We start from the raw sequence: 11,628 nt of genomic DNA, 5'->3' as shown, positions 1-11,628 counted from the left end.
CCGCAGCATTATTTTTGTCTAATCGGTTGTACTTGAATGTAGACATGAGTTATTGATCCTAATTTGAGTTATTGGAAATGAGGAATTGCAGAATGCTCTAAATAGCTTATGGCGTAAGCTGTTGCGAGATGGACTCAGTGTGCAATACTAATCCAAATTGCACGACTTAAGATCCATTAGTGAAGCACCAAGTTAAGACGATAGCTTCGGTAAGCTATCTCTTCGAGACGCTACGCGAACGCTAACGCGCTTCAGTGTCCCAACCTAAAGGACGCAGCGAGCGCCGTCTGAGGGTATTTTGAGACCGATGAGGTAGTCGGCGACGATGTCGTTGACACACGCATTACCGGGGGTGAGGGCTACACCGTGCTGTTCGCCCTCGACGGTCAGCAGGCTCGCGCCGAGCGTCTTGGCGAGGCTGATGCCGCCCTCGTGCGGGGTGGCCGGATCGCGGGTGACCGACACGACCAAGGTTTTAGGGAGTCCTTTGATGTTCTGGGCGTAGGGGTAGCCGAGGGTGGGTTTCACCCGCCAATGCTCACAGAGGTCGCGGGCGTTGACGGGTCGGCCAGTGTCCAGAAACGGTGCGACCTTGAAAATGTCGCGCGTCATCGCGCTCTCCTGCTCGGGCGTGTGGCGTTCCTCGTCGAGGCAGTTAATGGCCACCAGGGACTCGTTGCCATTGCCGTAGCTACCGTCGACATTGCGCTGGCTGAGGAAGTCGCGCAAGAACAGCAGGGTTTTACTACCGCTTCCGGCTTTGAGTTCGGTGATGCCTAGAATCACCGCACGCCAGCCCGCCTCGCCGTAAAGCCCAGCGAGCACGCCGTCAATTACGGCGGTGTAAGTGACTTTGCGTCCGTCTGCGGTGATGATCGGTTTATCAATCAGTGGCCGCACGATCTGCTGGAAGGCGGCACTAGCTTGCTTGGGATCGGTGCCGAGCGGACAAGTCGGGGTTTTAGCGCAGAAGGCCGCCATGTTGTCGAAGGCACGCTGGAAACCCGCGAACTGGACGAGGCGACGCTCGGTGGTGCCGGTGGTGGGGTCGACCGCGCCGTCGAGCACCATAGCCCGCACGTTCTGCGGGAAGGTTTCGGCGTAGATCGCGCCGAGCCGGGTACCGTAGCTGGCGCCGAAAAAGGAGAGCTTGTCATCGCCGAGCACCGCGCGGAGTACGTCCATGTCGCGGGCGACATCGCGCGTGCCGACGTGAGCCAGCACGTCCTCACCGCCGGAACGCTCGGCGCATTTTTGGTACAATTGACGGGTCTCGTGGTCGGTGTAGTCCTTGCCCCCGGAGTTGATCGAGTTGACCAACTTGTCGGCCTCTCGTTCAGCATCGGTGAAGCAGTCTAGGGCTGGTGTCGAGGCCGCAACCCCGCGTGGGTCGAACCCGATCAGGTCAAACTGCTTGGCGATCGGACTGTCGGCCAAGTTCTTTGCCACCATAGTCGCGTAGCTCATCCCGGAGAAGCCGGGGCCGCCTGGGTTGAGCAGCAGGGAGCCGATTCGTTTGCTCGGCTTGCCCTTTGCCGGTACACGCAGCAGTGCAATCTGCGCGGTTCGCCCGAGGGGGTTCTGGTAGTCGAGCGGCACCTCAAGCCGGGCGCATTCGAAGGTGTCGTTGGCGAAGGCCTTAGCATCGTCATCCGTGGTGGCGTAGCCCTCGCACGAGCCGAAGGTCAGCTTCTGGTCGTAGAAGCGTTTCAGATCCGCAGGGATCTTTCCTCCTGGCTCTGACGGGTGCCCGAATGTGGGCTGGCCGCAGGCACTAAGAACCAATATCACCGCCCCAATAATTAGCGAGCTTCGGACGTGGGGCTTGTGAGCAAGCATAGTTCTCCTCTTAGCGGGAACCGTTGGCTCTGAGCCGTGCGTGGGTAGGCTACGATCTTGCTTGTGGTTAGAAGAAATGTGAGACATGGGGATAAACTCCTTCGAGCTAGTTGTTAATGGGTTCAGTTATCAACGGGGTGATCGATGACCCCACCAAAGCGCAGACTGTAAATTAGTTTGTTAGAACTTACACATTGACGGAAATAGAGTGGTGTGAGGCGTTACGCTTCCTCGATTAGTTCGACGTATGTTGATTTGTTTGACGTGATCACTTCGCTGGCTTCACATCCAGCCCCGTCCAATGAGCGGCAAAAACCCACATATCCGCCGTTTTCTCAATGATCTTCGCTAGTTTCATAATTGTTCTCTGACATCTGAATCTCTTCTCTGTTCAAAGCAACAAAGTGGTGTGAGTTGTTATGCTGTTGCCCCTCACTGGTTTACTTCTAGGGACTGGTAAACGGCTTACATTGAATCACCTTCACATTTCGCAGATAGTTCAACTGTGGCTCGAAGTCAGTCGGACAGAAGACATAAACATTGTCCTGAGATCGGCTAATGACTAAACGGTAGCTGGGTGGAATCCCTTCAGAACTTTCGAGCACTTCGATTCTGGGAATCACTTGTGAACTGACTTGAGCCAGGGATGGAAAATTGAACAGTAGGAGTACGCCGAACAGAATTGTGATTGCGATTGTGGTTGTGATTTTGGTTGAAAGAATCTTTCGGTTCATTAGAAATCTTCTGTGGCTTATGTTGTGTAATGTTCTGTTGTTTCCAGGGAAGCGGGGATCGATAGGGGTTTTCGTGCATATCCAGGACTTCCCAGGTGGTTGGATTGACTCGCCCTGTAACTGGGATTCTGTAATCGTCTCTGGAGATCGCGTACCGCAGACGCTGTGGCCGCACCAAAGGTGCCATCAACGATCGCCCCTCTTGGATTGCCTAACCTCACACCTGCGGCTCCTAAAAAGCCATTGTCTTGAAGGATGCGCTGTAACAATTGCACGTCTCTGCCGCGATCGCCTTGGCGCAAGGTAGGTAAGGTTAAATCAGTGTAGGCAGTGGCGATCAGAATGGGGGAGGTTTGTTGTGGAGGAATGCTGTGTGCGATCTGCGCTGACGCTCGTTCGCGTAGCGTGTCGTAGACAAGACTCGCTAATGCTAGCCTGCGGCAACGCCAAGGGCGAACGCAAACGCAGCAGCGCTGTGCGCTAAGAGCGCCCCGCTTCGCTAACGCTATCGCGGGATGAGTGAATGAACCTCCGAGCAATCCTGTTGCGATCGTTAGTATTCCGAAAATGAGTTGAGGTTTCATGATTGTCCTCCTGATGGAGATTGGTTTTATTTCGCATCAATTTGCGTCGGAGTGATTACTCCACTCGCTTTGAGACCTGCAACGAGGTCGGTCACTTGACGTTGAGCCTCTGCACTCAGGGAGTCAAAGTCGTTTAAGAAGAATTGACGTTCTAGCGTTAACTTCCGGGTATTGAGCAACCCTTCAATCTGCCAACCTTCGTCGCATTTCGTTACGACGTATAGCGGCAGCGAATTTCGTGACGGTGAAGTTTCAGTTTGTCCGGGCAGTATTACCCTGATAACTACGTGCATGAGCGCGAGTTGCGAGTTCACGAAGCGGACAAAATTCACCTCCCCCTCCAGGCATGTTCCTTTGATAACTGTGTCGAACGCTTGCTGATGTAAATGCAGCGATTTCTTTTCGACCCTTGAGATGTGTGCCCTCGAACGTGAGGAAATCGGCAGTTTTGCTGAACGGGGCAGCAAAGCCTTCCCCGCTACCTCGATTCCAAGCATCAATCATCTGGTAAAGGAAAGCACGGATTGCCGACTCGTCAGCATTAGTGGTGGTTTGAGCTGTTTGTGAATTCACACTCTTGAGTTCTCCTTTTAAGTGATAGACCAGTTTTCGAGCAGCATAAATTGTGTTATGAACGCTTGCAAAACTCACGGAACAATTGCAGTCACGCGAATTTCAATCCGCATCGTGGGTAGTCCAAGCACCGCGACTCCTACCTGTGTCCAGATTGGAGCGTGGTTCGGCATATAATGACGAAATAGCTTGGACATCACTTCGTTAACCTCCGGGGGGAACCCGCCAACATGGTAAGAATTAACGTGAACCACATGCTCCCAACCCGCACCAGCTGTCGCCAGGGTTCGCTCGACGTTCCGGAACGCCTGAGCAATCTCGTCTGCAAGCGATTCGGTAATTTGCAGATTGTCATCCCAGCCGCCTTGCCCTGATATCTCCACTCGATTGTCAATTTTTAGCGCTTGCGAGTAATGCAATTGATTTAACAGATATTCCCCATAACCAGGGGTAACAAAAAACTTAGGCTTATTCATGGTGTTCCTTATGTAGTACGTTTGACTCTATCTCGCGTTGCTGAAACGAGTTTGTTTCGGCATCATCCGATTTAGACCCGAATGGCACTAAGAAAACGTGAAACCTAGTCAGGGCAGGGTGTAGGGGGTAGGGTGTAGGGTGTAGGGAACAAATCAAGAAAATGAACAACAAGTGCGAACATTAATAAACTTTTTCGTCACTATACCCGACACCCAACACCCCACACCCAAAAGTCTTATGAATACTGGATTTGCTGATATCTTAGTGCCATTCGATTTAGACCCTAATGTTCAGAATTCACTTGCCATGTAATCACAATGATTTCTGCAAACAGTAAGACAACTATTAGCCGCGAAAACGCTTGTAAAATGGCTTCCATTGCCCAGTTCTGACTCTGAACTTCCCAGAGCATCGAAACAATGTTCACTCCAATCACCAACCAGGGTAGAATTACCGCTGAATTCCGCCTGCGATAGAAGCGAATCGCTGTCTCACGCCAAAATGGAAAGGTACTGAGAATACAAGCGATGTAGGACGCTCCTGCACTAATGAACAAGCTTCTTTGAAGACCCGAAGGCAGGTTTGGGTATCCAAGCGCGATCGCCGTTAGACAAACTCCCAGCGCCAGATACAGGAAAGTAAACAAGGTAAATCGCTTCATTCTTTCTCCTATGAAATACCCTGTTCTCGGTTCATACAGACGATACCGACCAGTAGGGCACCACCACAAGTTGAGATTCGCTTAGTTTGACGAGAACCAGTAAACGCAGTTCTAAATTTCACTGCCTATTATTTCCGATAAAGCTAGAACTTACGCATCGGACATAAGTACTACACGCAATTTGGGTATTTCAGCCATGCTTAGTACTTAGCGATCGCAAATATGCGAATAAATTCGGGTTATGCAAAACACCTGAAACGACCAAATACGGTTATACATAATATGGTTTATTTGTACAGTGCGTAAGTTCTAATAACGCTTGAAGATGCGGCGGAAGGCTATTTCTGAGGCTTTCACCATCATTGAGGCAATTTTGTTCCAACTTTTATCAAATCGGCAGCCTTTTCTCCAATCATAATTGCCGATGCATTTGTGTTTCCTGTGATCATAGTTGGCATAATCGATGCATCAACAACTCGTAACCCTTCAATCCCCCGTACCTTGAGTTGAGGATCGACAACCGCCATTTGATCAATACCCATTTTGCACGTCCCAACAGGATGCCATGCCGTACCGCACGTTTGCCGAATATAATCTTCTATTGCTTTGTCGCTATGCACGGAACTCCCTGGAGCAATTTCCTCACCCCGAAACTCATTAAACGCATCGGAGTACACAATTTGACGCAAAATTTTAAGTCCTTCAACCATCAGTTGCATGTCAGATTCTTTCTGAAGATAGTTGACGCGAATCAACGGTGGGTCGAAGGGGGAGGAGGAACGTAGTCTTACACTACCACGACTTTCGGGACGGGTGATGTAAAAGGTAAGGGTGAATCCCGGACCTTCACGTGCATAGGCAGGATCGACATATAAAATCGGAACAATTGTAAATTGCAAATTAGGCGCCGCATCTAAATTATTGTTGGTATGCAGAAATAACCCAGCCTCTCCCCCATTACTACTTGGCGCAAGGGGCACGTCAGTAGTAGACTGGTAGGCAATAACAGCAAGTGGGTGATCTTGAAGATTCTGGCCGACACCCGGCAAATCAAAAACTACAGGAATGCCGGAAGCCCGCAGATGTTCAGCTGGTCCAATTCCAGAAAGCATTAGCAGTTTAGGAGAATCGAAGGCGCCAGCACTCAAAATCACTTCGGAGTTGACCCTAACTTGATACTCCGTTCCGTTTTGAACATACACTACCCCTACCGCGCGCTTTCCCTCAAAGAGTAAACGAGTCACCAATGCTCCTGTTTGAATAGTCAAGTTGGGGCGATCTTTAATCGGACGCAGAAATGCCACTGCTGTACTTTGGCGCTTGCCATCTTTCACGGTCACTTGGTAAAGTCCTGCACCTTCCTGCTGTACGCCATTAAAGTCGGGATTTTGCTCATAGCCCTGTGCGATCGCGGCTTCCACAAAGCGTTGCGACACTTTTGCAGGAGAGAGTGGATCTGTGATACTAAGTGGTCCATCAACCCCGTGAAATAACGATGCTCCCCGCTGCTGGTTTTCCGATTTCTTGAAGTAAGGCAAGACATCCTGATAACTCCAACCAATATTACCTAACGCTTGCCAGCTATTGTAGTCACGTTCATTGCCTCGTATATAAATCATGCCATTAATCGAACTGCTGCCGCCCAAGACTTTACCGCGTGAAGATAAAATTTTGCGGTTATTTAAGTAAGGTTCCCCTTCAGTTAAATATGCCCAGTCCACTTCCGAGCCTAAGAGTGTAGTAGGCCACACTGAGGGAACTTGAAGTTCTGGCTTGGTATCAGGACCACCCGCTTCGAGCAGCAATACTTTAGTATTAGGGTCTTCTGTAAGACGGTTGGCAACAACGCAGCCTGCTGAACCGGCGCCAATCACAATATAATCAAAAGCAGCACTGTGATGGTATGTAGTTGTCATGATTTCTCCTTTTCAGGTCATTGTTTGTTGAATGACGGCGACATTAGTGGGTTGGCGATCGCAAATTCTGCTGCTAGTCACGTCCTGCCACAATCATCTTTTCTGCTAAACCAACCGGGTTAGAAAACATGACCTCGTGACTACCGGGCATTTGTACAAGCCGAAATAGCCCCAAGCGGCTAGACATTCTGGGATGCCAACCCCAATCGCCTTGAGGAAGGACATTATCTTCTGTACAGTAGAGGTAGCTTTTGGGGATGGGCAGCGAGTAAAACTGCTTCAGGTCTAACTTGTCAAGCCACGGTTGATACGCTTGGGGTGATAATCGTGCGTAACTCGATCGAGCCAGTTCGAGGTCAGCGTCGTTGATAAACGCTTCTCGCCAAATCTCAAAAGGTAGCATCACCGTATGATCGCCCGATTGTCTCGCTAGCTGATCGGATAACGCTTGAGAGTGCGGTGGGGTGTTATCGTTGAGGCTTTCACCATCATTGAGGACAAAGGCATTGAAGAAGATGAGTCGTCGAATGCGTTGCCTTTGGCCGGCGAAGCCATCGCTGATTGCTTCAGCAACTTTGGCAATAATTGTCCCACCGAAACTATGTCCGACTAGAACGATATCGTTTAAGTCTTTACTCACAATGTAATCGACGATCGATTGCGTGCATTGAGCATGGTTGACGTTTTTGTTCACGCCTTTGCCATGTCCAGCGATCGTGGGCGCAAAAGCATGATGTCCCTTTGCTTCTAGTTGATCAATGACTGCCTGCCAAGCAGAACCATCATGCCAGGAGCCATGAACTAAGACAAAAGTTGATATAGAATCCCTCCTTGTAGATGTGATCTGAAAATCAAGCTCGTCTGTTCTCTCTTGTTCTCTCTTGAAATGGGTCAGTTCTCTGTGTATCCGCCATCGATCACTAAGGATTGTCCAGTGATGTAGCTGGCAGCATCAGAGCAAAGGAAAACAACAACTTGAGCGACTTCTTCTGCCTGAGCAATGCGACCCATCGACACCATAGCTGTAACAGCATCAGCCGTCACGCCCAGCTCCAGAAGATACCGCCGCCAGCAGTGACTACCTTGCCGAGCAGCCTCCACATAAGTTGCGTTTTTCATGAGAATACATCCTGACTTTTGCAGATGATTTACGCCGCGCTGCTGGTTTCATCCTTGACCTCGGTTTTGATGACAAAAGCTCTTAATTCGACAATCTTGCCGCCATGAAAGCGCCAGATGTCGCAGTACGAGTAATCAGCCGCCTTCCCGTCTTCGTCCTTCATGGTGATGTCGCCGAGTGCCGTGACGAAATCACCCTCAGCGATTAAGTTAGCGACCCTAAACTTTGGCGGCTCTATGTATGTCATTGCCATCCATTGGCGAACGGCTTCTTTTCCTTTAAGGGTCTTGTCACCTACAAATGTCCATTCCATGTCGTCGGCGCAGAACGACAAAAATCCTTCATTGTTGCCTTGGGCGATCGCCGCGTTTGCCTCTTCTAAGATGGCTTTATTGTTCGCTGACATCTGAATCTCTCCTTAGTTAAGTGGATACTTTAACGGAGCCGTCTCTGCTGCCACTGATGCGAAACTCACGGAACAATTGCAGTCACGCGGATTTCAATCCGCATCGTTGGCAGTGCAAGAGTTGCGACTCCTACCTGTGTCCAGATTGGGGCGTGGTTTGGCATATAATGACGAAATAGCTTGGACATCACTTCGTTAACCTCCGGGGGAAACCCGCCAACATGGTAAGAATTAACGTGAACCACATGCTCCCAACCCGCACCAGCAGTTGCCAGGGTTCGCTCTATGTTCCGAAATGCCTGAGCAATCTCGTCTGCAAGTGATTCGGGAAATTGCAGATCGTCATCACAGCCAGCTTGTCCGGATATCTCCACGCGATCGCCAATTTTTACCGCTTGCGAGTAATGCAATTTATTCAGCATGTATTCCCCGTAACCAGGGGTGACAAAAAACTCTGGCTTTTTCATAGTGTTCCTATTGATGAAAAGCTTGCTCTAACATTTAGTTGCTATGACTAGCACGTTCGATCAGTGCGTTTGAGGGCAAGCTCGGATTGAGTACCTTGCGCGCACTGTCAGCCCCTACAACGGGCAGTGTGCTCGGATCGAGCATGCCGAGTTGAACCAATACACTCGCCTGATCCCAATAGATGTGTTCGTGGGCTAGCTTGCCATCACGGAACTGGACAATCGCTACCACTGCCACTTCCACCCGTTTAAGAGTCGGAGCAATGCCAGGTAGCATCCACTCCATCTGGATGGTATGAGTGAACTTAGCCAGCATTTCATCGACGAGTCGATCCGTCCCGATCGTGCGCGAAATCGTAACTAGCTCGAGGTCTGGCGGAATCTGGGGAATGAAGTATTTGGAATAAAACTCACCCAATGCTGCTTTTCCGGCTCCCCCAGTCATCACTGGAATATGATTCACATAAGCGTTTTCAACCATCGTAGCGAGAGCATCTTCAGGGCTGTGAGACCAAACTCGTGCCCGATATGCTCTTCCCAGACCGATTGCAAGGCTTCCTGAGCGGGTGTCAGGCTTGGACCTGTACTGCCTGTTTGTCTGCTGTTTGCTCTGTGACCATGTTGAATTCTCCTAAGTTCTATCTAAACTGTATTGATTCCAATGCTTGACTTCTTTCAGAATCTGACGAATCATTGTCAGATTCTTACGAGTTGCGCGTCTATCCGACACATCACACCCAGGGTGCCTGTCCGCTGGATGCGGTGAGTCCAAGACGCTACGCGATGGTGATGGAAAGTACGGATTGCGGACTCGTCAGCAGTAGTAGTGGTTTGTGCTGTTTGTGAATTCATAGTTTTGAGCGATCGAATTAGAGTGATGCGGTTGCCTCAATTTCAGGTGCATAAATCGTTTCGTCTTCTTTGCGCCAAGCTGGATCAACTAGACAAACGAAAACAATGGGTTCGTCGCCATAGTTGTGAAGGAACTGGATTGCATCTGGAGGAATGTAAACCGCATCGCCTGGTTCAATGCGACGAACTTCACTGTTGATCGACATTTCTCCAACACCGCTAATGATGTAATAAACCTCAGAAGTCTTTAGAGAATGGGGAATCGAAGTTTTGCCAACAGGTAAGATCGCATACGCCAAACTGTAACGCAAGTTGATGTCTTGTTTGTCAGGATGAAGCAGTTCGCGCAGAACAGTTCCATCTCCAGCGATAATTTCTTCACAGTCGTTTAGTTTTTGGATCAGCATGCGTTTAGGTTTGCAATTACACAATCGGAGCAAGTTCAGAATCTGTGAATTTTGGAGGTTAAATGCTGTCAGAGGTCAGCAACATCATGACATCTGCATGAGCTAACACGACATCGGGGTGGCGTTGAAGCGCCGTGTTATACTTCATTGCAAACTCATCGCCCAATTCGTCGGGGCTGAGCAGTGTACGAATGTCACCATCGATCGCTTCCATTGCCTCTTGCGTAACAGGTTCACCGTCATGAAGCAACTCATCGATTTGTAAAATCAATGCTGAAAGTCGATGCAACCAGGCAAACTGCTCATGATTAATCACCAGTTGTAGCAATTCACCTCTAGAAACTTGCCCTCGAACTTGCTCATAGGTAAGGCGCTCAGTCTCTAGTAAAAGCTTGTGCAGACGCAGTAGTTTGATTCGTAACTCACTCAAGCGTTGATGTTGACTCATCTGATATTGAAGTGTGTTAAGCATAAATCCGTCCCATCCTTCCAGCTTGGTAGTCGTCGATCGCCTGGGTAATTTCAGCTTCAGTGTTCATTACAAACGGACCGTAGCGCACCACTGGTTCGTTAAGGGGTACACCTGCAATCAGCAGAAGATCTAGAGGACGCTGAGCATCAGCAGGGTTGCAGATCACCACATCTTCTCCATCTTGCGAAAAGAGCACCATCTGCCCATCATCACCAGGCGCTGGCTCTGTCCCAAACAACCCAGCCCCCTCCAGTACATAGACAAAGGCATTGTACTCTTTTGGTACAGGCTGGATCATCGTTGCCCCTGGTTGCAGTGTGAAGTGGAGGTAATTTATCGGCGTGCGCGTCTGAATGACGGCTTTTGCCCCTAACGCTTCTCCCGCAATCACCCGCACCGTCACAGACATATCTTCGGTTTGAGCTACCGGAATGTGAGCCGCTGGAATTTCCTGATAGCGGGGCGGCATCATTTTGTCTCGTTGTGGCAGATTGACCCATAGTTGAATGCCGTGGAGCCGTCCACCAGTTTGGGTAAACATTGACTCCGGCATCTCGGAATGCACGACCCCGGCACCTGCTGTCATCCACTGGACATCACCCGGATTTAGTAGCCCGGCGTGTCCCGCAGAATCTTTGTGTTCTAACCGTCCATCCAAGACATAGCTGACGGTTTCAAAGCCCCGGTGCGGATGATCGGGTGCACCTTTTGCCTGACCCGGCTTGAGATTAATCGGACCCAACTCGTCGAGGAGGAGAAACGGGTCAAATTCAGAGAAGCTACTTTTGGGAAAGGGCCGACGGACAAGAAATCCGCCCCCTTCGAGTGTTTCAACGCTGTTGATCACTCCGGCAACGGTTCGAGACGTTTGAGTGGGGACAGTCATAGAATTGCCTCTTCAGAACTAGACAAGTATGTGTATCATTTGAGCCTGACTCAACGGGGTGAATCACAGAGTTTTTCACAAGTTAGAAATGCAGCAGTCTTGTGTTCGGTGCAATACGCTATCGATAATGCACCCTACTGGCTGATGTGTCTGTGCAAGATTGTGAGAATGCCCCAAGGATTAGGTCGGTTTTCTCCTGTTTCAATCAATATTGACCCTCAGCACACAATCAAA

16 protein-coding genes are annotated in these 11,628 nt (G+C 49.8%); all 16 read right to left on the bottom strand.

Going from position 1 to position 11,628, the window contains the following annotated elements:
- Nucleotides 1-264: 264 nt before the first annotated feature.
- Complete coding sequence (locus A4S05_RS24905) at nt 265-1,839, bottom strand: alpha/beta hydrolase (protein ID WP_069072443.1); 1,575 nt, start codon at nt 1,837-1,839, stop codon at nt 265-267.
- Nucleotides 1,840-2,285: 446 nt separating this feature from the next.
- Nucleotides 2,286-2,573 (bottom strand): hypothetical protein, encoded by a 288-nt coding sequence (locus tag A4S05_RS42705; protein WP_218107981.1) that lies wholly within the window; start codon nt 2,571-2,573, stop codon nt 2,286-2,288.
- Nucleotides 2,574-2,590: 17 nt separating this feature from the next.
- Nucleotides 2,591-3,157 (bottom strand): peptidoglycan-binding domain-containing protein, encoded by a 567-nt coding sequence (locus tag A4S05_RS24900; protein WP_218107980.1) that lies wholly within the window; start codon nt 3,155-3,157, stop codon nt 2,591-2,593.
- 252 nt (nt 3,158-3,409) lie between these two features.
- Entirely contained in the window at nt 3,410-3,730 is a 321-nt protein-coding gene (locus tag A4S05_RS43610) for an SgcJ/EcaC family oxidoreductase (protein WP_256091149.1), read from the bottom strand.
- 74 nt (nt 3,731-3,804) lie between these two features.
- Nucleotides 3,805-4,206 (bottom strand): RidA family protein, encoded by a 402-nt coding sequence (locus A4S05_RS24890; RefSeq protein ID WP_069072442.1) that lies wholly within the window; start codon nt 4,204-4,206, stop codon nt 3,805-3,807.
- 284 nt (nt 4,207-4,490) lie between these two features.
- The gene (locus A4S05_RS24885) at nt 4,491-4,868 is read right to left on the bottom strand and encodes a hypothetical protein (RefSeq protein ID WP_069072441.1); all 378 of its coding nucleotides are present in this window, start codon (nt 4,866-4,868) and stop codon (nt 4,491-4,493) included.
- A 359-nt stretch (nt 4,869-5,227) separates the two neighbouring features.
- Complete coding sequence (locus tag A4S05_RS24880) at nt 5,228-6,784, bottom strand: GMC family oxidoreductase (protein WP_069072440.1); 1,557 nt, start codon at nt 6,782-6,784, stop codon at nt 5,228-5,230.
- Nucleotides 6,785-6,857: 73 nt separating this feature from the next.
- The gene (locus A4S05_RS24875; RefSeq protein WP_069072439.1) at nt 6,858-7,604 is read right to left on the bottom strand and encodes an alpha/beta fold hydrolase; all 747 of its coding nucleotides are present in this window, start codon (nt 7,602-7,604) and stop codon (nt 6,858-6,860) included.
- A 71-nt stretch (nt 7,605-7,675) separates the two neighbouring features.
- Entirely contained in the window at nt 7,676-7,885 is a 210-nt protein-coding gene (locus A4S05_RS24870) for an SDR family oxidoreductase (protein ID WP_256091148.1), read from the bottom strand.
- Between the two features lie 47 nt (nt 7,886-7,932).
- Entirely contained in the window at nt 7,933-8,310 is a 378-nt protein-coding gene (locus A4S05_RS24865) for a nuclear transport factor 2 family protein (RefSeq protein ID WP_069072437.1), read from the bottom strand.
- Between the two features lie 65 nt (nt 8,311-8,375).
- Entirely contained in the window at nt 8,376-8,777 is a 402-nt protein-coding gene (locus A4S05_RS24860; protein ID WP_069072436.1) for a RidA family protein, read from the bottom strand.
- Nucleotides 8,778-8,811: 34 nt separating this feature from the next.
- Nucleotides 8,812-9,258 carry an ester cyclase gene (locus tag A4S05_RS24855; RefSeq protein WP_069072435.1) on the bottom strand — a complete coding sequence of 149 codons (447 nt, stop codon included), beginning with the start codon at nt 9,256-9,258 and terminating at the stop codon, nt 8,812-8,814.
- A gap of 215 nt (nt 9,259-9,473) precedes the next feature.
- A complete protein-coding gene (locus A4S05_RS41995) occupies nt 9,474-9,629 on the bottom strand; it encodes a hypothetical protein (protein ID WP_176727097.1) in 156 nt (51 codons plus the stop codon).
- 17 nt (nt 9,630-9,646) lie between these two features.
- Nucleotides 9,647-10,036 carry a cupin domain-containing protein gene (locus A4S05_RS24850; protein WP_069072434.1) on the bottom strand — a complete coding sequence of 130 codons (390 nt, stop codon included), beginning with the start codon at nt 10,034-10,036 and terminating at the stop codon, nt 9,647-9,649.
- 58 nt (nt 10,037-10,094) lie between these two features.
- Complete coding sequence (locus A4S05_RS24845) at nt 10,095-10,508, bottom strand: hypothetical protein (RefSeq protein ID WP_069072433.1); 414 nt, start codon at nt 10,506-10,508, stop codon at nt 10,095-10,097.
- Nucleotides 10,501-11,394, bottom strand: a complete 894-nt coding sequence (locus A4S05_RS24840; protein WP_069072432.1) for a pirin family protein — start codon at nt 11,392-11,394, stop codon at nt 10,501-10,503. The genes A4S05_RS24845 and A4S05_RS24840 overlap by 8 nt, the downstream gene beginning before the upstream one ends.
- Between the last annotated feature and the right edge of the window lie 234 nt (nt 11,395-11,628).

The sequence above is a fragment of the Nostoc sp. KVJ20 genome, from assembly GCF_001712795.1.
Lineage (GTDB): Bacteria > Cyanobacteriota > Cyanobacteriia > Cyanobacteriales > Nostocaceae > Nostoc.
This window is presented reverse-complemented; position numbering and strand designations above follow the sequence as displayed.

Coding starts and splice junctions, on each gene's coding strand:
- A4S05_RS24905 (WP_069072443.1), bottom strand. CDS start 1,839: ATGCTTGCTCACAAGCCCCACGTCCGAAGCTCGCTAATTATTGGGGCG.
- A4S05_RS42705 (WP_218107981.1), bottom strand. CDS start 2,573: ATGAACCGAAAGATTCTTTCAACCAAAATCACAACCACAATCGCAATC.
- A4S05_RS24900 (WP_218107980.1), bottom strand. CDS start 3,157: ATGAAACCTCAACTCATTTTCGGAATACTAACGATCGCAACAGGATTG.
- A4S05_RS24890 (WP_069072442.1), bottom strand. CDS start 4,206: ATGAATAAGCCTAAGTTTTTTGTTACCCCTGGTTATGGGGAATATCTG.
- A4S05_RS24885 (WP_069072441.1), bottom strand. CDS start 4,868: ATGAAGCGATTTACCTTGTTTACTTTCCTGTATCTGGCGCTGGGAGTT.
- A4S05_RS24880 (WP_069072440.1), bottom strand. CDS start 6,784: ATGACAACTACATACCATCACAGTGCTGCTTTTGATTATATTGTGATT.
- A4S05_RS24865 (WP_069072437.1), bottom strand. CDS start 8,310: ATGTCAGCGAACAATAAAGCCATCTTAGAAGAGGCAAACGCGGCGATC.
- A4S05_RS24860 (WP_069072436.1), bottom strand. CDS start 8,777: ATGAAAAAGCCAGAGTTTTTTGTCACCCCTGGTTACGGGGAATACATG.
- A4S05_RS24855 (WP_069072435.1), bottom strand. CDS start 9,258: ATGGTTGAAAACGCTTATGTGAATCATATTCCAGTGATGACTGGGGGA.
- A4S05_RS41995 (WP_176727097.1), bottom strand. CDS start 9,629: ATGAATTCACAAACAGCACAAACCACTACTACTGCTGACGAGTCCGCA.
- A4S05_RS24850 (WP_069072434.1), bottom strand. CDS start 10,036: ATGCTGATCCAAAAACTAAACGACTGTGAAGAAATTATCGCTGGAGAT.
- A4S05_RS24845 (WP_069072433.1), bottom strand. CDS start 10,508: ATGCTTAACACACTTCAATATCAGATGAGTCAACATCAACGCTTGAGT.
- A4S05_RS24840 (WP_069072432.1), bottom strand. CDS start 11,394: ATGACTGTCCCCACTCAAACGTCTCGAACCGTTGCCGGAGTGATCAAC.